Raw genomic sequence first — 17,476 nt, forward strand, 5'->3', positions numbered from 1 at the left:
GAAAAGCACGTTCGGGCCGATAGATGGCCCCAACGTGCTTTTCGCGCCAAAAAATATGTCCGGTAGGCCTGAGGCGCTCTACTTCGATACAGGCGCTAGTAGATCGTCGCGGCCTAGTTGTGCTCCGTGTGAGCCCGAGGCGATGAAGGGCCGGAAATGAGGCGGGTTCCGTTCATCGAGATCAACTCCAGTCAATATGTCCGATAGGAGCTCTCCTCGGAGGTGCCACGCCGCGCTCAGCAGCGATCCGCTCGCACCAAAAGTCAGAGGCGACGGCCTACTAGTCGCAGGCCGCGGCGCGTTCGAGCAGCAACGTCCTCTCACGTTCGTTGCGGGTCAGGGAGGCGGCCTTCTCGAACTCGGCCTTCGCTTCCTTCGTGCGGCCGAGCTTCATCAGGAGGTCACCCCGGACGCTCGGCAGCAGGTGGTAGCCCTGCAACGCCTTCTCGCCCGCGATCTCGTCGACCAGCGCCAGACCGGCGGCGGGCCCGAAGGCCATCGACAGGGCCACCGCGCGGTTGAGCTCGACGATCGGGGACGGCGAGATCTGGGCGAGCACCTGGTAGAGCGTGGCGATGCGTTGCCAGTCGGTGTCTTCGGCCTTGCGCGCGCGGCCGTGACACGCGGCGAGAGCGGCCTGTACGTAGTAGGGGCCGGGCGGCTGGTTGAGCGCCTCGGCACGTTCGAGGGCCTTGAGCCCGCGGCCGATCAGCAGCCAGTCCCACTTGCCGCGGTCCTGCTCCAGCAGCAGCACGGGCTCGCCGCCGGGCCCCGTGCGCGCCTTGGAACGGGACGCCTGGATCTCCATCAACGCGACCAGGCTGTGGACCTCGGCCTCCTTCGGCGCGAGCTCGGCGAGCACGCGCCCGAGCCGCAGGGCCTCCGCGCACAGCTCGGGACGCATCCAGTCGTCGCCCTGGGTCGCGGAATAGCCCTCGTTGAAGATCAGGTAGATCACCTCGAGCACCGACACCAGCCGGGGCGCGAGCTCGGGGCCTTCGGGGACCTCGAACGGCACACCGGCGTCGGCCAGCGCCTTCTTGGCGCGCACGATGCGCTGGGCGACCGTCGAGTCGCTGACGAGGAACGCGCGGGCGATCTCCTCGGTCTTGAGGCCGCCCAGCATCTTCAGCGTGAGCGCGACGCGCGCCTCGGTGCCCAGAACCGGGTGGCACGCGGTGAAGATGAGGCTCAGCAGGTCGTCGCCGATCTCGTCCTCGATGCCCTCGCTGGCATCCGGCGTGGCCTCTTGGACGTCCCGCCCGATCTCCTCGACCTTGCGGTTGAAGTTCTCGCGCCGCCGGATCTGATCGATCGCCCGCCGCTTGGCCGTCGTCGTGAGCCACGCGCCGGGGTTGCGCGGCACGCCCTCCTGCGGCCACTGCTCCAGCGCCGCGACCAGTGCGTCCTGAGCCATCTCTTCGGCGAGGCCGACGTCGCGCGTGTACCGGGCGAGTGCCGCGATGACCTTCGCCGACTCCATCCGCCAGACCGCGTCGATGGTGCGGTGCACCGAGGTGGTAGCCCCCATGGGGGCATCAGACCACAGCCACCTGACGTATTTCCACGACGCACGCCGGAAGGGGGATGCGCCGGACGCGTTCGACGGCTTCCTCCTTCGTGCGGACGTCGATCAGCCAGTACCCGGACACCCCGAACGCGGTCGGCACCAGGTCGCCCACGTCGAGCAGGACACCCGCACGCACCAACGCGTCCTTGTGCCGCGCTGCCAACGGCTTCGGGCTCCTGACGAACACCATGAACCGCACCGGGCCTCCTCGTTCGCTCCTACTCGGACGTCGAACGAGGAGGGGCCGGAATCGACGGGTGATCAGCGGCCGCACAGATCTTCGAGGACGACGGCCACGCCGTCCTGCTCGTTGGTGAGCGTGCGCCGGGCCGCCGTGGCCAGCACGGATGAACTGCGCGACGGCCGCAGCGACCAGGAAGTCCGCGCCGTGGTGGCGCTACGAGGTCGTGTCGTTGCGCAGGAGGGTGCCGTCGAGGTCGGTCGCGATCAGCTTCACGCGGTCGCCCTGAAGTCGGCCACGTGATCACGCGCCCACTGCGCGAACGTCCGGTACGGCCTGCCCGTCACGGCCTCGAAGTCCGGCTGCACCACGTACTCGTAGTCCGCGAAGTCGTCGGGATCGCCGCCCTCGTACCCGCTGAGCCCGAGGACGTACCGCGCGATCTCCTCAGGCCACCCGAGACTCACGTAGTAGGTGAGCGCCTCCTCCGTTGTCACGTCGCGGAACCGCAGCTCGCGCCCGATCGCCTCACCGATCGCCGCGGCCATCTGCCGCTGGGTGAGCTGCGGCGGTCCGGACAGGTCGTAGGCCTTGCCCGCGTGGCCGTCCTCCAGCAGCGCCTTCACCGCGACCTCGGCGATGTCGGCCTCGTGGATCGGCTGGCCGAACTCGTCGGGGTTCGGGTGGTAGATCGTGCCGTCCGCGCGGATCGACGGGCCCCACAGGTCGATCTTGTTGGCCGCGAACTCGCCGGGCCGCACATGCGTCCACTCGACGCCGGACGCCTCGACGGCCTGCTCGGCCGGCAGGTGGTGGGTCGTGTCGAAGCCCCAGGTCACCGCGCCGGAGGACAGCGTCACGATCCTGCGCACGCCGGCCTTCACCGCCCGCTCGACCACCTCCTGGACCGTCGGCGGGTGGACGAACAGGTACAGCTTCTCCACGCCGTCGAACGGGATGCCGTCAGGGTCGTCGAGGTCACCGCGGACGGTCTCGACGTGCGCGGGGAAGCTCGTCTTGGCCGGGTCGCGGGTCATCGCCCGCACGTGCCCGGTGAGTCCTCGCACCACCAGCCGGCCGACGTTGCCCGTCGCCCCGGTCACCAGGATCGTCATCGCAGTCCCCCTTCGATGCCGTCGAGCAGCTTCTCGAGTCCGTAGTCGAACGAGTCGCGCACGGTGTCGGCGAGCGTGCCGCCGGTGTCGTAGGCGCCGGCGTTCCACAGGCTCGTCATGGTCGGGTAGCGCTCGACGTCGAAGTAGTCGTCCCAGAACAGCTGCCGCGCGCCCCACCACGAGTCACCGGACTCGCCGGTCCTCGCCTCCAGCTGTTGATCGTCCACTTCGGACGCCGCCGCGCCGTGCACGAACCCCTCGACCGCGATGTGCGCGGTCGTCACGTGGCGCGGTTCCAGACCGGAGTCGGCAAGTGCGGCGAGCACGAACTCCTGGCCGTCCATCAGGCCCGGCCCGAGCGGTGGGCGCACCATCGACACGTCACGCATCCACGGGTGTGCCTGGTACACGGCGCGTGTGCGGTCGGCGTAGTGCTTGATGCGGTCACGCCACGTGCCCTCGGGTGTGAGGTCGCGTTCCTGCAGCACCACGTCCGCCATCAGGTCGATCAGCTCCGCCTTGCCGGGCACGTGGGTGTAGAGCGACATCGTGCCGACGGTGAGCTCCTGGGCGACGCGGGCCATCGACATCGCGCCGAGCCCTTCGCGGTCGGCCACCGCGATCGCCGCAGTGATGATCTGGTCGACGCTCACCTTGGGCTTCCTGCCGACCGGTTTCGGCTCGGGCGGCTTGCGCCAGAGCAGCGCGATCGTCCTGGCCGGGTCTCCCCCGCCACTGCGTTCGGTGGCCATCCGTCCACCCCATTTCCGTAGGCCATACGGAAACAATACCGTATGACGTACGGAAACTGCCCCTACTTCTCGCCGAGACGCGTCCGCAGGGCTGCGACCTCGGCGTTCGCCGCCGCGAGGTCGTTCTCCAGCCGCACGATCAGCGCGGCCGACACCAGCAGGTGACCGTCGTCGAACAGCTCCCGGAAGCGGTGCGCCACGCCGAGCTGACGGCGGGAGTAGCGCCGGTGACCGCCCTCGGACCGGTGCGGGACGAGCACCTCGGCGGTGTCGAGGCTGCGCAGGAACGCCTGCTGCACGCCCAGCAGCTCCGCAGCCCTGCCCGTCGTGTACGCCGGGTAGTCCTCGTCGTCGAGGTCGCTCAGCGGCACGGAAGCTCCTCAAGTAGGTGGTTGACACAACCTACAGTCCGCGCTACAAAAAATCTGTACCTACTAACTGCTCTTCATCGAGGAGTGACGAGGTGCTGAGGACCAGCGAGAGGGCTTTCGCGGACCTGGTGTGCGCCGATCCGGCGTGGGTGAGCGCGGAGTTCGAGGCGATCATCGACGCCAACTTCGGCACAACGCCGACACCGCGTCCTCACTCTCGCGCAGGCGTCGCGGGCTATCCGGAACCCGCGGTTCTGCGAGGGGTGCGGCGCGCCGGGTTCGCGAGGTCGCGGCAGCGATCTCCTCCGGCCGGCTGAGCAACGTTCCTGTCCGGCTGACGCGAAAGGAGCCCGCACAGCAAGAGGGGCGGCAGGCACCGAGCCTGCCGCCCCTGCTCGTTCACCGGCCACGCCGCGTTCGACATCCCCCGAGTGACGCGAAAACGCCGCCCCGAGGATCGGGACGGCGTTTCCTGTGTGGTGGGAGCAGGTTCAGGACCGCCAGGCCAGCGCGGTCAGCATCTCCTTGCCGCGCTCGGCGCTGCGCGGGTGGCTCAGCACGTCGTAGCGGCCGGCCACGAGCTGGGTGGTCGAGGCGAAGTCGCGGCGGCCGCGCTGGGCCGAGTACCGGATCGCCGCGCCCGCCAGGCCGAAGACCGTACCGACGACCAGGCCCGTGACGATCGGGGCGAGGGCGCCGCCGGTGGAGAACAGGCCCAGCAGCAGACCGACGAACAGACCGAACCAGGCACCGGACGCGGCACCCGCGCCCAGGACGCGGCCCCAGGTCAGGCGGCCGGTGACACGTTCGACGATCATCGGCTCGATGCCGACGATGGTGACGTCCGCGACCGGGAAGTCGTTGTCCGCCAGGTGGTCGACGGCTCGCTGCGCCTCTTCGTAGGTCGCGTAGGAACCGATCGGCCAGCCCGTGGGCGGCGTGGGCAGTGCGTTGACGCCAGTGGAATTGGTTCCTGTGGCGAACGGAGTCGCGGTGGTCATTTCCAACACCTCCGAATTGCGATCCCCTACACCTGGTATTACGAACGCGCCTCCGCAAATGTTCCTGAAGTTGAGCTGATGTGACTCAGCTCCCTCTCGGTAAGCGCGATGTCCAGCGATTCCAGGGTTTTCGGGAGGTCTTCAACCTGAGAATTCTCAGATTCCCCGCCCGCGTGCTCGATCGTGAGCGTCGAGCCGACCAGACGGCGGCTCAGGCCCGGTTCCAGGCGCATCACGACGAGTTGGCGGCTGAACGGTGACCGCTCGTGCGTGGCCACGTAGTAGTTGGCCGCCATGTAGTCCACGGGCCGTTGCTCGACGTCGTCCTCGAACGCGTGCATGAGCTGCCAGTCGTCGCCGGACTGCTTCTCCAGCACCCACCGCCGGTCCTCGCGGCGCAACCGGTGGAGCCAGCCGGCCTGGTCCACGACCGCGCCGTCGGCCAGCGGCATCGGGTGCAGCATCCCGGCGCCGAACCCGACGTCGACGAGGTGGTCGTCCACGATCGACATCATGTGCGTGCGCGGTCCGGTCATCACGCGGCTCAAGCGCCGTGCGACGGTGTAGCCGAGACGCTCCAGCACGGCCGTGAAGAGCAACTGGTGTTCGTAGCAGTAACCGCCGCGACGCCTGTGCACCAGCTTGTCCTGGATGTCGACGAGATCCAGCGACGGCACAAGGCCGAGCATCACGTCGATGTTCTCGAACGGAATGGCGCGCACATGCGCCTCGTGCAACTCCGTCAGCGAACTCGACGACGACGCTCCCGTGCGCGCGAAGTACGCGTCCAGGTCAACTGATTCCACCTGCCACATGGCGTTCCCCCTGAGCTCGTTGCCACTCCGCTTTGGTCAGCGCGTACTCGACCTCGCCGTATTCCGCGCCGGGCAACGGATCGGGGAAGTCGACGTGGAACGTGCGGACGTGCCGCAGTCCGCACTTCTCCATCACTCGCCGGGAGCCGGCGTTGACGAACATCGTGGTCGCGACGACCCGCTCGACCCCACCGCTGGTGAATCCGCGCTCGATCAGGGCCTTCCCGCCCTCGGTCGCGTAGCCGAGGCCCCAGAACTCGCGGTGCAGCCGGTAGCCGAGCTCGACCTCGCCGGTGCCCTTGAACTCGAACCAGCCGACGAACCTGCCGGTGGCCTTCTCGTGCGCGGCGTGGAAGCTCGCGCCGAGGTAGTTCTCGACCGGTGCGGGGTCGAGGAACCGCATCACCTCGGGGTCGGCGTGCAGCGCGCGCAGATCGTCCACGTCGGACGCGGTGATCGGGCGCAGCGTCAGGCGTTCCGTTTCCACAAACGGAATCCTGCCCCGGTTGTCCACCGGTTTACCGCACAGCAACGACGCCACGCGATCGCGAGCCCCTGGGCGAACGGCCCCGAGATCAGGCTCGGGAAGAACCCGCGATCCACTTGTACCCGGCCGGAGCCACCGCCCGCACAGTCACTTCGCCGTGCTGACCACCTTGCCTACGGGTCGCGAGGCTTGATCGTCTCCAGCACCGCTCCCCCGGCGTCCCGCACCACCACGCGGGCGTCCGGGTACCGGTCGATGAACGGCGCGGCCAGCACGAACGTGCCGTTGCCGATCGACGCGGGCACGTCCGCCGCGCCGGGCCGGGTGTAGGTGATGGAGGCGACGCGGTCGTCGAGGACCAGGCCGACGGCCGCCGTGTGGGAGCTGGTCGAGCCACCGCCCTCGGCGCCGACGAAGTCGTAGAACGCGGCCGACGCGGCGATGGTCCTGCCGGTCAGCAACTCCATGCGGTCTGCCTCGATGGACAGGCCGACCAGGGGCTGGCCGCCGTCCAGGCAGTACAGCAGCACGCCGCCGAACCGGCCGAGCCGCAACGTGCTGGCGGGGCTCACCTTCGCCGTGACGCCGACCTCGAACTGGTCGGGGTCGGGCACCGGCCGGTCCCGCAGGCACTCGGCGAGCTTCTGGGCGTCCGGCGTGCTCCGGTCGGCGGGAGGCAGCGGCCGGTCCACGACGGGCCGGGACACCGCGGGCATCCCGCGCAGGGCGAACTCGGAGCCGTTGACCAGCGCCTTCGAGCCGTTCTCGGCCTTGGTGTAGCCGCTGGGGGCGAGGAACACCCCGTCCACCAGCGCGGGTGAGGTGTTGTCCCACCCCTTGTCGCCGATCCTGGACAGGCTGAGGAACCGCACGTCGGGCGAGGCCAGGCCGGCCAGCGCACCGGTCGGCGTGGTGAAGAGGACCTTGACCTGGCGCGGACCCTCGTCGAGCTTGGCGTTGTCCGGTGCGGAGATCGTGGTGGTGGTCGCGGTGTTCGCGCAGAAGAACACGCCGGCCGGGCTCCGGAACGCGGTGAGTGTCAGGCCGTCGCGCCTGCTCGTGGCGATGGTCTGCCACTCAGCAGCAGGCGGGTGTTCTGTGGCGGCCGCGACGCACCGAGCCAGTGCGTCGGGGTTCACCGTGCCGCGTTCGACGTGGTTGGCGACGGCCATGTCCTTGCCTTCGAATTCGCCGTTGTGCTGGTAGGAGGGGCCGGCCAGTTCGGCGTCGCCGCCGTAGAGGGCCTGTCCGGCGACCACCGCGCCCGCGGCGAGGAGGCCGACGCCGGCCGCGATCAGGGCGGGCGTGCGGTTGCTCGGCGCGGGCTTCATGCCCTCGGACAGGCGGCGGCGGGCTCGCAGGCGGACGTCGTCGGGCAGGGTGCGGTTCTCGGGCAGCTGGTCGATCATCGGGAGTCCTCGTCGGGGATCAGGTCGCGCAGCCGGGCGCGGGTGCGGGAGACGCGGGCGCGCACGCTCGACTCCGTGATGCCGAGGAGCGTGGCGGCGTCGGCGGTGGACACGTCGCCGAGCAGGCAGAGCTGGGCGATCTCGCGTTCGGAGGGCGGCAGCTTCGCGATCGCGGCCACCACCAGGGCCAATCGGCGCTGGGCGTCGGTGCGGGCGGCCACCTCGTCGGCGTGGTCGCGTTCGTCCTGCGGCGCGAGGCGGGCGACCAGGCGCAGTGCCCGGCGGGAGGCGCGCCACTCGGTGCGGGCGCGGTTGGCGGTCACGGTGTAGAGCCACGGCAGCGCGGAGTCGCGCACCAGCTGGGCCTCGCCGCGCGTGCGCCACGCGGTCAGGAACGTCGCGGAGAGCAGGTCCTCGGCCTGCGACCAGGAGGCGGTCAGCCGGTAGGCGTAGTTCCAGACCGCCTCGGCGTGGCGTTCGAACAGCTCGGTGAACGCGGCGTGGTCGCCCTGCGCGATCTGCTCCCAGAGGCGCGAGTCCGGCGGTCCGACGTCCGCGTACTCGCTCGTCTCAGTCATCACACTCCGATTGGCGCCGTCAACGCTCAGTGTGCTGCGTGACGCGCGTCACGCCGCGCGGAGGGAGCCGCCCCTACGGCAGGCGTGGAAGAGCGCGATGGCAAGATCTTCGCGTGCCGATCGAGCAGCCCGGCAGTGTTGAGCCGGAGACCCAGGTGTTCGCGAAGATCACGATCGAGGAACCGGAAGCGGCGACCATTCCAGCCACCACGCCCGTGCCCACTCCAGCCACCACACCCGCGGCCACCCCGGCGACGCCCAAGCCGGCGACCGCACGCCAGCCCAAGTCGCTCACCCGGCGGATCGCCCGCAAGATCCTCGGCCCGACTCTGATGACGAAGAAATAGGCTCGGCTAGCGGTCGGGGACCTGGCCCAGACCACCGCAGACCCGGCAGGCGGTCCGGTCCTCGTTGAGCCCAGAACCATGGCAACGGCTGCACTCCTTCACAGAAGAACAGTGTCCGCTTCTACTCCGAGTGGACGCAGCCGCCAAGCAGGGACCCTCCTGGCAATAATGGGTGACCCCCATCGTTCACGCTCGGTGATCAGGCCTGGGTGGACGGTCGGCCTGGAATCTCGTTGGCACGCGCCACATTGCCTGCGACAACTCCTGGGACGATGCCTCCGCGGTCGCCGTGCGGAAGCCGCCACCAGCCCGAGCACCCGCGCGGGCACGGGTGCGACATCTCGTGCAGCACAAGGCCTTCCGGACCGGGAACGGGTTGCTGCCACGACATGGTTCCGGACCCCGCGCACAACAGGCAGGTGTCCTCTTCGCACTCCACACCAGGTAAGTACTCCACACGGGACACTCAGTGCAATCGCTGAATCGAGGGGAGATCACCGATGGCGGTCGCGATCGTGACGGGAGCGGGTTCCGGGGTGGGGCGCGCGGCGGCGCGAACCCTGCTGGCGGCGGGGTTCCAGGTGGCACTGGCCGGACGGCGCGAGGACGCACTCGCCGAGACCTCCGACGGTTTCGACACCGCGCTGGTCGTACCGACCGATGTGTCGCATGAGGACTCCGTCGTCGCGTTGTTCGACACGGTGGTCGCGAAGTGGGGCCGGGTCGACGTGCTGTTCAACAACGCCGGCATGAACGTGCGCGCCACGCCCATCGAAGAGTTCAGCCTCAGCGCGTGGGAGAAGGTCGTCGGCGTGAACCTCACGGGCGCGTTCCTGTGCGCCCGCGAGGCGTTCCGGGTGATGAAGACCGGCGGTGGCGGCCGGATCATCAACAACGGCTCGATCTCGGCGTCCGTGCCGCGCCCGCACGCGGTGGCGTACAACGCGACCAAGCACGCGATGACCGGCCTGACCAAGTCGCTGTCGCTGGAAGGCCGCGCGCACAACATCGCGTGCGGCCAGATCGACATCGGCAACGCCGCGACGGAGATGACCGAACGGATGGGCGCCGGCGTGCTGCAGGCGAACTTCGAGGTCCGGCCGGAGCCGACGTTCGACGTGCAGCACGTGGCCGACGCGGTGCTGTACCAGGCTCAGCTGCCTCTGGACGCCAACGTGCAGTTCATGACGGTGATGGCAACGGCAATGCCCTACATCGGCAGGGGTTGAGCCTGGTAGAGGCCACCACCGCGTTCGAGGAGGCCGAAGTCGACGAGGTAGCGCCGGATCGTCACGTGGTCGAGCTCTCCCCCGTCGCACCACGCCTGGAGCCGCTCGTTGATCTCGTTCTCCTCGTAGTACGTCTGCGGCACGAAGGCCTTCGACGCGACGTGCTCGAGGATCTTGCGGCGCCGTTCGTGCGCCACCGGCAGCGAGATCAGCTTGTCCCCGCGCACGAACGGCGCGAGCCCGTCAGCGGGCATCGCCTCGGTGAGCGTGGCCGCCAGCGCCTTGAGGTCGGCGGGCCGGGCCGGATCCCCCTCGACCAGCCCGGCCTCACGGAGCTTGCGCAGCGCGGTACCGGCGTCCTTGACCTTGAGCCCGGAGGCGGCGGCGACGTCGGCGAGCGTTCCGGCTCCGAGGACGACGGCGGCGAACGCCCGCAGCCTCACCGGTTCGGCCAATGCACGCACAACGTTCTCCGGAGTGGTCATGTCTGCGACCGTAACCGCCGCGTCCACAAATTTTCAGCGCGAGGGGGCGCCCTGCCAGTCCCTCATCGCCCCACCAGCCCCTCAGCCATGACGTCCCCGAGGTAACCCTCGAAGTCGGGCACGTCCGGCTCCAGCACGTGTCGCACCCAGGCGTCGCGCTCGTGGGCCAGCGGCGGCAGCTCCCACACGCACCCGATGAGGTCTTTGGGAATGACGCTGAAGTGCGTGAGGTCCGGGTCGGTCGAGCCGAGGAACGGCTGGTCACCGGACACGGCGGTGCGGCAGTGCAGGACGTTGTCCCAGACCCAGTTGTAGGCGTTGAGGTACATGCCCGCGGCGCTGCGGTGCAGCACGGTGACCGTGGCGGGCGGGGTCGGATCGGCGAAGTCGGGGTAGATCTTCGGCAGGAACTCGTAGGCGGCAGCGCGGATGTCGTCGGTGATCTCCAGTCCCGGAGTGACGACCTCGTAGCGCTTGACGTGCCTGCCGGCGATGACCAGCGGTTCCTTCACCGCCAGGTGCTTCTCGTAGAAAGCCATGCGTCGAACATATGAGCTATCACTGACACCTTGTGGCAGTGTGTCCCGCGTGCGTGCGAGCCGGTTGGTGTCGTTGCTGCTCCTCCTGCAGACCAAGGGGCGCATGACCGCGCACGCCCTGGCCGCCGAGCTCGAGGTCTCGGTCCGCACGATCTACCGGGACGTCGAGTCGCTGCACGCCGCGGGCGTCCCGCTCTACGGCGACGCGGGTCCGCAGGGCGGCTACCAGCTGCTGGAGGGGTACCGCACCAAGCTCACGGGCCTGACCGAGCAGGAGGCGGAGTCCCTCTTCCTGGCCGGCCTGCCCGGACCCGCGGCCGAACTGGGCCTCGGGGACGCGGTGGCGGCCGCGCAGTTGAAGCTGATGGCCGCGCTGCCGTCGTCGATGCGCGACCGGGCCTCACGCATGGCGGGACGGTTCCACCTCGACGCCCCTGCCTGGTACTACGACCCGGAGCGGTCACCGTTCCTCGGGCTCGTGGCGGACGCGGTGTGGCGGGAGCGGCTGCTGGAGGTCGAGTACCGGCGGTGGCAGGCGCCGGAGGAGGTCACGCGGGTGCTGCGGCCGTTGGGGCTCGTGCTCAAGGCCGGCCGCTGGTACCTCGTCGCGCAGGGGTCCAGCCGCATCTCCACGTACCGGGTGTCGCAGATCCAGGCGGCGACGGTGCTGGAGGAGTCGTTCGAGCGGCCGGAGGGGTTCGACCTGGCGGCGCACTGGTCGGCGTCGCTGGAGGACTTCCAGGCCCGGCAGTTCACCGGCGAGGCGGTGATCAGGTTGTCGCCGCGCGGGTGGGAGTCGTTCGCTTCCAACGTGCTTCCCGCGGTGGCGCGGGCGGCCGAGGAGTCCGCTGTGGACGACGGCGAGCGGGTTCGGGTGACGATCCCCATCGAGTCGATCGGGCACGCGGCCGGGATGCTGCTGCGGATGGGCGGCGAGGTCGAGGTGCTGGCACCGGTCGAGCTGCGTGAACGGCTCGTCAGCGAGGTGCGGCGGCTCGCGTCGGTCTACCTGTCGTAGCCGAACCGGGCCAGGTGGTGCCACAGGTGCTTGACGACCTGCGGCGGTCCTGAGGCGCTCTCCAGGATCCACGGGTCGATGAACCCGTCCACCGCGATCGCGAGTCCCAGTGCGACGGACTCGGGCGTGCGGTAGTCCGCGTGGCGCAGCAGGTCCTCTGTGGACAACCGGAACCCCGCGTGTCGTTCCACCGGGCAAGGCAGGCACGGGACATCCGGAAAGCTCGGGTCGAGCACGACGGCTTCGACGTCGTCGAGAGTGACGGGGCCGTGGACGTGGGCCTCGACGTAGTTGTCGAGCGGGTCCCTGTCGTCGATGAGCGGGATCAGCGCGAACCGTTGTGCGGTGCCGAAGTCGACCGGGTCGAAGACGCTGTCCGGGTAGCAGAACGTGGTGCGGTCCAGCACCGCTTCGGACAGGCGCAGGTGTGCCGAGCCGAACCGCGGCGCGCCACCGTGCGCGAGCTTGCGGTGGTTGAGGGCGCCGTACTTGGGACGGTCGGCGGGGTTCGCGCCGTCGTAGGCGCCACCGAACAGCCGGCTCTCCCACTCCCAGCGCGCACCACCGGGGTGCGCGGTCAGGCCTCCGTTGCTCGTGCCGGTCTCGAACTGCGAGCGGTAGACGCCTTCACGGGCCAGCGCCTCCAGGACACCGCGGCCGGGGTGGAAGTTGAGCGTCACGCGCAGATCACGCGGCATCGGATCGCCTGTCGACCGGCGTGCGACGTGCTCGATGGCCCGCTCAAACGACACGAGCCAGCTCCCGGTCATGCACCCGCGCCAGCGTCACCTGCGCCAGAACCGCTCCGAGCAGAGCCATGAACATGTCCCACTGGGTGTCCCAGACATCGCCCTGCGTCCCGAGGAAGTCGTCCGCCGCCGATCCCCCGATCACCGCCGACCCCCACTCCAGCAGCTCGTAGCCAGCACTGAACCCGAGACAAACACACACGACGAGGAAGAACAGCCACCCGCCCGGCCTCAGCGGCGTCTTGCGCAGAAGCACCTCGCGAGCCAGCAGCGCCGGCACGAACCCCTGGACGAAGTGACCGAACCGGTCGTAGTGGTTGCGGGCGAGGTCGAACAGGTCCTGCACCCAGAACCCGAGCGGCACGCGGGCGTAGGTGTAGTGCCCGCCCAGGATCAGGACCAGCGCGTGCAGGAAGATCAGGCGGTACAGCAGGGGCGTGAGCGGAAAGCGGCGGTAGGTCGCGACCAGGATCGCGCCGCCGATCACCACCGGCGCCACTTCGAGGTACCACGTCGTGCGGTCGTAGGGCCCGATGCCGGAGACGACCAGGGCGACGGCCGTCAGGGCGAGCAGGACCAACGGCTCGGTGGGCTTCTGGGGAGCGGTCATGGTCCTCTCACGGTTGCACATCCAGGACGATGACAACATGCGGAAACTGACGTTCGGCATGAGCGTGAGCGTGGACGGCTACGTCGCCGCGCCCGGTGACGACCTCGGCTGGGGTGTGCAGAGCGACGAGCTGTTCCAGTGGTGGTCCGACCGGGTCGGGGCGACGGGTCTGGCGCTGTACGGGCGCAGGCTCTGGGAGACGATGAGCTCCCACTGGCCGACCGCGGACCAGCAGCCGGGTGCCACACCGGCGGTGATCGAGTACGCCGGGCGCTGGCGGGACGTGCCGAAGGTGGTGTTCTCCTCGACGATCAGCGAGGTCGGCTGGAACGCCCGCCTGGTCACCGGCGACGCGGTCACCGAGATCTCCCGGCTCAAGGCCGGGGACGGCGGCACCATGGACATCGCCGGCGCCACGCTCGCCGGGGCGGCCATGCGGAACGGACTGATCGACGAGTACGCGGTCGTCACGCACCCGGTCCTGGTGGGAGGCGGCAAACCGTTCTTCACGGCCCTGGACAACTGGGTGAACCTGAACCTCGTGGAGACAAGGGCGTTCCCCGGCGGCGTGGTCCTGACGAGGTACGAGACCAGGCGCTGAGGTCACAGTTCGCGGATCACCTTGCAGGGGTTGCCGACGGCCAGCACGCGCGGCGGGATGTCGCGGGTGACCACGCTGCCCGCGCCGATCACCGCGTTGTCGCCGATGGTCACGCCCGCGCAGACGATGACGCCGCCACCCAGCCACACGTTGTCGCCGATCGTGATCGGTGCGGCTGTTTCGAACCGTTGCCGCCGTGCCTCGTGGTCCTCGATCGGGTGCAGCGCGGTGAGCAGCTGGGCTCGCGGACCGATGGAGACGTCGTTGCCGATGGTGATCGTGGCGCAGTCCATGAGGATGGCGTCGTAGTTGAGGAAGCTGTTGGTGCCCATGTGGATCTGGTAGCCGTAGTCGCACTGGAACCGCGGCATGACCCACGAGCCCTCACCGATCGATCCGAAGAGCTTCTCGATGACCGCGTGGGAACGCGTCGAGTTGAACTCGTCGACCAGGCGTTGGGCGGACAGCCTCTCGGCCACCAGTTCGGGGTCGGAGTCCTTGTACAGCTGGCCGGTCAACATCTTCTGCTTCTCGGTGATCACCCTTCGAGAATGCCCGAACGCAGCAGCGCGCGTGCTCGCTCAGCGGCGATCTCCATCAACGCCACGAGGTCCGCGGCCTCGAATCCGGGTGGCGGTTCGACCGCGAGCACCACAGGTGTGGTGGTCGGAAGCGCCGGCCGGGCAGGTAGTTGACCTGCGTCTTCGTGCGAAACCACCACAGGTGTTCTGGTCCCGACGGGTCCGGCGACGCGTTGCTTCAGCGCGTCGAGGAGTTCCTGTTCCGGTTTTCCCTTGAGCAGCAGGAGCACGAACGGGTCGGCGTCGAGCAGCCAGCCGACCTGGAACGCGAGTGCGGCGGCGTGGCGGCACGGCAACTCCCAGCCGTCGCAGTCACACGAAGGCTCCAGGTCGCCGATGCCGGGCAGCAGGTCCACACCGGACTCTTCGGCAGCGGCGACGAGGTCGCGCGGCATGTCGTTGTCCAGCAACGCGGCGATGTGGCCCGCCTGCTCGGCGACGCGGTCGAGGAACCGTCCCCATTGGACTTCGGTCAGCACCGGCACGTTGACCGTCGTGCTGTAGACGGTGTCGTCGTCGTGCACCTGCGCGTGCAGACGGCCGGGGCTGACGGTGATCGGGCCGACGACGCCGGCGTGGGCGTAGCGGCGGCCCAGGCGGATCAGGGCGAGGTCGAGCGCGGTGTCCTCCAGCGCCTTCACCCACGCCTTGCCCCACCACGTCGTGGCGACGCGGCGCTTCACCTTGGGGAACGCGGCGAATCCGCGTGCGGTCATCAGGTGCTCCTGAGTTGGACGAGTTCGGCGAGTTCGGCGTCGGTGAGGTCGGTGAACGCGGTCTCGCCGCCGTGCAGGACGGCGTCGGCGAGGTCGCGTTTGTCCTGCAGGAGCGCGGCGATGCGTTCCTCGACGGTGCCTTCGGTGACGAGCTTGTGCACCTGCACGGGCCGGGTCTGGCCGATGCGGTAGGCGCGGTCGGTGGCCTGGTCCTCGACGGCGGGGTTCCACCAGCGGTCGAAGTGGATCACGTGGTCGGCGCGCGTCAGGTTCAGGCCGGTGCCCGCGGCTTTCAACGACAGCAGGAACACCGGGGCCCTGCCCTGCTGGAAGTCGTCGACCATCTGCTCGCGCTGCGGGATCGGCGTGCCGCCGTGCAGGAACCTGGTGGGCTGTTCGATGTGCTGTTCGAGCAGCCGGGCCATGCCGACGTACTGGGTGAAGATCAGCGCCGAGCCGTCCTCGGCGACGATCGTGGCGAGCAGTTCGTCGAGCAGGTCGAGCTTGCCGGACGTGCCCTGCAACGACGAGTGGCCCAGGAAGTGCGACGGGTGGTTGCAGATCTGTTTGAGGCCCGTCAGCAGCTTCAGCACGAGTCCGCGGCGGGCCATGCCGTCGCTCGCCGCGATCCGGTCGAGCGTGTCCCTGGTCAGCGCCTCGTACAACGCCGCCTGCTCCGTCGTCAGCGAGACGAACCGGTCGGTCTCGGTCTTGGCGGGCAGTTCAGGAGCGACGCCGGGGTCGGACTTGCGGCGTCGCAGCAGGAACGGCCGCACGACCTTCGTGAGCGTGTCGTCGGGCTCTGGCCAGCGGGTGCGGAACGCGCGGTGCGTGCCGAGCAGGCCAGGGGTCGTCCAGTCCAGGACGGACCACAGCTCCGACAGCGAGTTCTCCACCGGAGTGCCCGACAGTGCGACGCGTGCGGCCGCGGGAATGCTGCGCAGTGCCTTGGCGGTGCCGGAGTGCGGGTTCTTGACGTGCTGGGCCTCGTCGGCGACGACGATGCCCCACGCGTGGTTCTTCAGCGTTTCGGCGTCCAGGCGCATGGTGCCGTAGGTGGTGAGCACGACGCCGTGGTCGGCGAGCGTCCGTTGTGGACCGTGGTAGCGGGTGACGGGTGTGCCGGGAGCGAAGCGCTGGATCTCGCGTTCCCAGTTGCCGAGCAGGGAGGCCGGGCAGACGACCAGCGTCGGGTGCTCGTGGTCGCGGTGCAGGTGCAGGGCGATGAGCGTGATGGTCTTGCCGAGTCCCATGTCGTCGGCGAGGCAGGCGCCCAGCCCGAGGCCGGTCATGTGGGCGAGCCAGCGCAGGCCGTGCAGCTGGTAGTCGCGCAGGGTCGCCCGCAGTGCGGCGGGCTGCGGGAACTCGGGAACGGTCGTGATGGCCGCGGTGAGGCTGTGCGGGACGACGTCGACGTGCTCGCCGTCGATCACCGCGGTACCGGTGAGGGCGGCGGTGACGGCCTGCACGGCGGTGATCGGTTTGAGCTGTTGCCGGGCCTTGCGCCGCAGCGCGGGGTCGACGAGCACCCACTGGTCGCGCAGCCTGATCACGGGACGGCTGGCTTCGGCGATGACGTCCATCTCCGCCTCGGTCAGCACGTCGTCGCCGAGGGCGAGCTGCCAGTCGAACGTGAGCAGGTCGCCTGCGGAGAACCTGCCGCCGGGTTCGCCGATGACGGCTTTCGCGGACAACGACGTGGTGAGGTTTTTGGGCCAGTGGACCTCGATGTCGGTGGTGAGCAGCTCGGCGACCTCGTCGTCGGTGAGGTCGGCCTGGTCGAGCAGCCGGTGCAGCGGTGGCCAGGTGGAGCGGCCGATCGCGCGGATGGCGTCGAGCTCGCGGCCGGAGCCGCGGACGTCGCGCGGGTGGGGGTCGGTGATGGCGCGGACCTGGACGATCGCACGGAACCGCAGGTCGTCGGTCGTCTCGATGCGCAGGGAGAGCTTGATCTGCTCGTCGGCCCACGCCTGCAACTCGGGAACGTGGCGGGGTTCGGCGGCGGCGAAGGGACCTTCCGCCCCGCCGCGGGGCAGCACGTCGGCCACCGCGTCGAGGTAGGCCCGCAGCTCGTCGTAGTCGCCGTGAGCCGCCAGTTGCCGCAGGTGCAGCTCGTCGGCGTGGTCGAGCGGGCCGATCCGCCAGGTGTCGTGGCCGTCGGCGGTCACGCTCGGCACGATCCGGCCGCGCGCGACCAGAGCGAGCGCCGTCGTGGTGGCCACTCCCCAGTAGCCGGGGTCGTTCAGCGCGTCAGGCAAGGCTTCGAACAGGGACTTTCCGCGGAGGTCGCCGAACATACTCTGTACCGTACACCATACGGTA

23 protein-coding genes are annotated in these 17,476 nt (G+C 69.4%); 6 read left to right on the top strand and 17 right to left on the bottom strand.

Annotated features, from left to right (window positions below; all coding sequences use genetic code 11):
- Positions 1–280 precede the first annotated feature (280 nt).
- Positions 281–1,531 (bottom strand): RNA polymerase sigma factor, encoded by a 1,251-nt coding sequence (locus ACFOWZ_RS44040; RefSeq protein WP_382380035.1) that lies wholly within the window; start codon positions 1,529–1,531, stop codon positions 281–283.
- Between the two features lie 7 nt (positions 1,532–1,538).
- Complete coding sequence (locus ACFOWZ_RS44045) at positions 1,539–1,769, bottom strand: hypothetical protein (RefSeq protein ID WP_382380037.1); 231 nt, start codon at positions 1,767–1,769, stop codon at positions 1,539–1,541.
- Positions 1,770–1,917: 148 nt separating this feature from the next.
- Here ACFOWZ_RS44045 and ACFOWZ_RS44050 point away from each other — a divergent pair, with 148 nt between their 5' ends.
- On the top strand, positions 1,918–2,040 hold the full coding sequence (locus tag ACFOWZ_RS44050) for a hypothetical protein (protein WP_382380039.1): 123 nt from the start codon (positions 1,918–1,920) through the stop codon (positions 2,038–2,040).
- Here ACFOWZ_RS44050 and ACFOWZ_RS44055 read toward each other — a convergent pair.
- The 3 genes from ACFOWZ_RS44055 to ACFOWZ_RS44065 form a co-directional block, all read right to left on the bottom strand.
- The gene (locus tag ACFOWZ_RS44055; protein ID WP_382380041.1) at positions 2,024–2,866 is read right to left on the bottom strand and encodes an NAD(P)H-binding protein; all 843 of its coding nucleotides are present in this window, start codon (positions 2,864–2,866) and stop codon (positions 2,024–2,026) included. The two genes, ACFOWZ_RS44050 and ACFOWZ_RS44055, sit on opposite strands and share 17 nt — an antisense overlap.
- Positions 2,863–3,618, bottom strand: a complete 756-nt coding sequence (locus tag ACFOWZ_RS44060; protein ID WP_382380043.1) for a TetR/AcrR family transcriptional regulator — start codon at positions 3,616–3,618, stop codon at positions 2,863–2,865. Before ACFOWZ_RS44060 ends, ACFOWZ_RS44055 begins: the two co-directional genes overlap by 4 nt.
- Positions 3,619–3,680: 62 nt before the next feature.
- Positions 3,681–3,989 carry a MerR family transcriptional regulator gene (locus tag ACFOWZ_RS44065; protein ID WP_382380045.1) on the bottom strand — a complete coding sequence of 103 codons (309 nt, stop codon included), beginning with the start codon at positions 3,987–3,989 and terminating at the stop codon, positions 3,681–3,683.
- 92 nt (positions 3,990–4,081) lie between these two features.
- Here ACFOWZ_RS44065 and ACFOWZ_RS44070 point away from each other — a divergent pair, with 92 nt between their 5' ends.
- Positions 4,082–4,306 carry a hypothetical protein gene (locus ACFOWZ_RS44070; RefSeq protein ID WP_382380047.1) on the top strand — a complete coding sequence of 75 codons (225 nt, stop codon included), beginning with the start codon at positions 4,082–4,084 and terminating at the stop codon, positions 4,304–4,306.
- A 174-nt stretch (positions 4,307–4,480) separates the two neighbouring features.
- Here ACFOWZ_RS44070 and ACFOWZ_RS44075 read toward each other — a convergent pair whose 3' ends face one another.
- The 5 genes from ACFOWZ_RS44075 to ACFOWZ_RS44095 form a co-directional block, all read right to left on the bottom strand.
- Positions 4,481–4,990 (bottom strand): general stress protein, encoded by a 510-nt coding sequence (locus ACFOWZ_RS44075; protein ID WP_382380049.1) that lies wholly within the window; start codon positions 4,988–4,990, stop codon positions 4,481–4,483.
- Between the two features lie 38 nt (positions 4,991–5,028).
- Positions 5,029–5,805 carry an arylamine N-acetyltransferase family protein gene (locus ACFOWZ_RS44080; protein ID WP_382380051.1) on the bottom strand — a complete coding sequence of 259 codons (777 nt, stop codon included), beginning with the start codon at positions 5,803–5,805 and terminating at the stop codon, positions 5,029–5,031.
- The gene (locus ACFOWZ_RS44085; protein WP_382380053.1) at positions 5,783–6,292 is read right to left on the bottom strand and encodes a GNAT family N-acetyltransferase; all 510 of its coding nucleotides are present in this window, start codon (positions 6,290–6,292) and stop codon (positions 5,783–5,785) included. The genes ACFOWZ_RS44080 and ACFOWZ_RS44085 overlap by 23 nt, the downstream gene beginning before the upstream one ends.
- A gap of 173 nt (positions 6,293–6,465) precedes the next feature.
- Positions 6,466–7,701, bottom strand: a complete 1,236-nt coding sequence (locus ACFOWZ_RS44090; RefSeq protein ID WP_382380055.1) for a hypothetical protein — start codon at positions 7,699–7,701, stop codon at positions 6,466–6,468.
- A complete protein-coding gene (locus ACFOWZ_RS44095) occupies positions 7,698–8,279 on the bottom strand; it encodes an RNA polymerase sigma factor (protein ID WP_382380057.1) in 582 nt (193 codons plus the stop codon). The genes ACFOWZ_RS44090 and ACFOWZ_RS44095 overlap by 4 nt, the downstream gene beginning before the upstream one ends.
- A 113-nt stretch (positions 8,280–8,392) precedes the next feature.
- On the opposite strand from ACFOWZ_RS44095, the gene ACFOWZ_RS44100 reads away from it, so the two are divergent.
- Together ACFOWZ_RS44100 and ACFOWZ_RS44105 are read left to right on the top strand one after the other, a co-directional pair.
- On the top strand, positions 8,393–8,626 hold the full coding sequence (locus tag ACFOWZ_RS44100) for a hypothetical protein (RefSeq protein WP_030465980.1): 234 nt from the start codon (positions 8,393–8,395) through the stop codon (positions 8,624–8,626).
- Positions 8,627–9,126: 500 nt separating this feature from the next.
- Positions 9,127–9,855: an SDR family oxidoreductase gene (locus ACFOWZ_RS44105; RefSeq protein ID WP_382380059.1), complete on the top strand. Its 729-nt coding sequence runs from the start codon at positions 9,127–9,129 to the stop codon at positions 9,853–9,855.
- Here ACFOWZ_RS44105 and ACFOWZ_RS44110 read toward each other — a convergent pair.
- Positions 9,837–10,340, bottom strand: coding sequence for a DUF2087 domain-containing protein (locus tag ACFOWZ_RS44110; RefSeq protein WP_382380061.1), 504 nt, complete (start codon positions 10,338–10,340; stop codon positions 9,837–9,839). The two genes, ACFOWZ_RS44105 and ACFOWZ_RS44110, sit on opposite strands and share 19 nt — an antisense overlap.
- Positions 10,341–10,402: 62 nt before the next feature.
- On the bottom strand, positions 10,403–10,879 hold the full coding sequence (locus tag ACFOWZ_RS44115; protein ID WP_382380063.1) for a hypothetical protein: 477 nt from the start codon (positions 10,877–10,879) through the stop codon (positions 10,403–10,405).
- Between the two features lie 49 nt (positions 10,880–10,928).
- Here ACFOWZ_RS44115 and ACFOWZ_RS44120 point away from each other — a divergent pair, with 49 nt between their 5' ends.
- Positions 10,929–11,897 carry a helix-turn-helix transcriptional regulator gene (locus tag ACFOWZ_RS44120; RefSeq protein WP_382380065.1) on the top strand — a complete coding sequence of 323 codons (969 nt, stop codon included), beginning with the start codon at positions 10,929–10,931 and terminating at the stop codon, positions 11,895–11,897.
- Here ACFOWZ_RS44120 and ACFOWZ_RS44125 read toward each other — a convergent pair.
- Positions 11,885–12,667, bottom strand: coding sequence for a DUF3626 domain-containing protein (locus ACFOWZ_RS44125; protein ID WP_382380067.1), 783 nt, complete (start codon positions 12,665–12,667; stop codon positions 11,885–11,887). The genes ACFOWZ_RS44120 and ACFOWZ_RS44125 overlap by 13 nt on opposite strands.
- A complete protein-coding gene (locus ACFOWZ_RS44130) occupies positions 12,639–13,256 on the bottom strand; it encodes a DUF2238 domain-containing protein (RefSeq protein WP_382380069.1) in 618 nt (205 codons plus the stop codon). Before ACFOWZ_RS44130 ends, ACFOWZ_RS44125 begins: the two co-directional genes overlap by 29 nt.
- Positions 13,257–13,293: 37 nt before the next feature.
- Here ACFOWZ_RS44130 and ACFOWZ_RS44135 point away from each other — a divergent pair, with 37 nt between their 5' ends.
- Positions 13,294–13,857, top strand: a complete 564-nt coding sequence (locus ACFOWZ_RS44135) for a dihydrofolate reductase family protein (RefSeq protein WP_382380206.1) — start codon at positions 13,294–13,296, stop codon at positions 13,855–13,857.
- A 2-nt stretch (positions 13,858–13,859) separates the two neighbouring features.
- Here the strand turns inward: ACFOWZ_RS44135 and ACFOWZ_RS44140 are convergent, their stop codons facing one another.
- The 3 genes from ACFOWZ_RS44140 to ACFOWZ_RS44150 are packed head-to-tail and all read right to left on the bottom strand — an operon-like array spanning position 13,860 to position 17,451.
- Entirely contained in the window at positions 13,860–14,378 is a 519-nt protein-coding gene (locus ACFOWZ_RS44140; RefSeq protein ID WP_382380208.1) for a sugar O-acetyltransferase, read from the bottom strand.
- 17 nt (positions 14,379–14,395) lie between these two features.
- Positions 14,396–15,154, bottom strand: a complete 759-nt coding sequence (locus ACFOWZ_RS44145; protein ID WP_382380071.1) for an SWIM zinc finger family protein — start codon at positions 15,152–15,154, stop codon at positions 14,396–14,398.
- Entirely contained in the window at positions 15,154–17,451 is a 2,298-nt protein-coding gene (locus ACFOWZ_RS44150; RefSeq protein ID WP_382380073.1) for a DEAD/DEAH box helicase, read from the bottom strand. Before ACFOWZ_RS44150 ends, ACFOWZ_RS44145 begins: the two co-directional genes overlap by 1 nt.
- Positions 17,452–17,476 lie beyond the last annotated feature (25 nt).

The sequence above is a fragment of the Lentzea rhizosphaerae genome, from assembly GCF_042649515.1.
Lineage (GTDB): Bacteria > Actinomycetota > Actinomycetes > Mycobacteriales > Pseudonocardiaceae > Lentzea > Lentzea aerocolonigenes.

What these genes read in the sequence shown, in the direction of transcription:
- ACFOWZ_RS44145 (WP_382380071.1), bottom strand. Translation starts at nt 15,154, where the DNA reads ATGACCGCACGCGGATTCGCCGCGTTCCCCAAGGTGAAGCGCCGCGTC.
- ACFOWZ_RS44080 (WP_382380051.1), bottom strand. Translation starts at nt 5,805, where the DNA reads ATGTGGCAGGTGGAATCAGTTGACCTGGACGCGTACTTCGCGCGCACG.
- ACFOWZ_RS44110 (WP_382380061.1), bottom strand. Translation starts at nt 10,340, where the DNA reads ATGACCACTCCGGAGAACGTTGTGCGTGCATTGGCCGAACCGGTGAGG.
- ACFOWZ_RS44125 (WP_382380067.1), bottom strand. Translation starts at nt 12,667, where the DNA reads ATGACCGGGAGCTGGCTCGTGTCGTTTGAGCGGGCCATCGAGCACGTC.
- ACFOWZ_RS44105 (WP_382380059.1), top strand. Translation starts at nt 9,127, where the DNA reads ATGGCGGTCGCGATCGTGACGGGAGCGGGTTCCGGGGTGGGGCGCGCG.
- ACFOWZ_RS44095 (WP_382380057.1), bottom strand. Translation starts at nt 8,279, where the DNA reads ATGACTGAGACGAGCGAGTACGCGGACGTCGGACCGCCGGACTCGCGC.
- ACFOWZ_RS44050 (WP_382380039.1), top strand. Translation starts at nt 1,918, where the DNA reads ATGAACTGCGCGACGGCCGCAGCGACCAGGAAGTCCGCGCCGTGGTGG.
- ACFOWZ_RS44150 (WP_382380073.1), bottom strand. Translation starts at nt 17,451, where the DNA reads ATGTTCGGCGACCTCCGCGGAAAGTCCCTGTTCGAAGCCTTGCCTGAC.
- ACFOWZ_RS44115 (WP_382380063.1), bottom strand. Translation starts at nt 10,879, where the DNA reads ATGGCTTTCTACGAGAAGCACCTGGCGGTGAAGGAACCGCTGGTCATC.
- ACFOWZ_RS44075 (WP_382380049.1), bottom strand. Translation starts at nt 4,990, where the DNA reads ATGACCACCGCGACTCCGTTCGCCACAGGAACCAATTCCACTGGCGTC.
- ACFOWZ_RS44055 (WP_382380041.1), bottom strand. Translation starts at nt 2,866, where the DNA reads ATGACGATCCTGGTGACCGGGGCGACGGGCAACGTCGGCCGGCTGGTG.
- ACFOWZ_RS44130 (WP_382380069.1), bottom strand. Translation starts at nt 13,256, where the DNA reads ATGACCGCTCCCCAGAAGCCCACCGAGCCGTTGGTCCTGCTCGCCCTG.
- ACFOWZ_RS44040 (WP_382380035.1), bottom strand. Translation starts at nt 1,531, where the DNA reads ATGGGGGCTACCACCTCGGTGCACCGCACCATCGACGCGGTCTGGCGG.
- ACFOWZ_RS44060 (WP_382380043.1), bottom strand. Translation starts at nt 3,618, where the DNA reads ATGGCCACCGAACGCAGTGGCGGGGGAGACCCGGCCAGGACGATCGCG.
- ACFOWZ_RS44090 (WP_382380055.1), bottom strand. Translation starts at nt 7,701, where the DNA reads ATGATCGACCAGCTGCCCGAGAACCGCACCCTGCCCGACGACGTCCGC.
- ACFOWZ_RS44135 (WP_382380206.1), top strand. Translation starts at nt 13,294, where the DNA reads ATGCGGAAACTGACGTTCGGCATGAGCGTGAGCGTGGACGGCTACGTC.
- ACFOWZ_RS44140 (WP_382380208.1), bottom strand. Translation starts at nt 14,378, where the DNA reads ATGTTGACCGGCCAGCTGTACAAGGACTCCGACCCCGAACTGGTGGCC.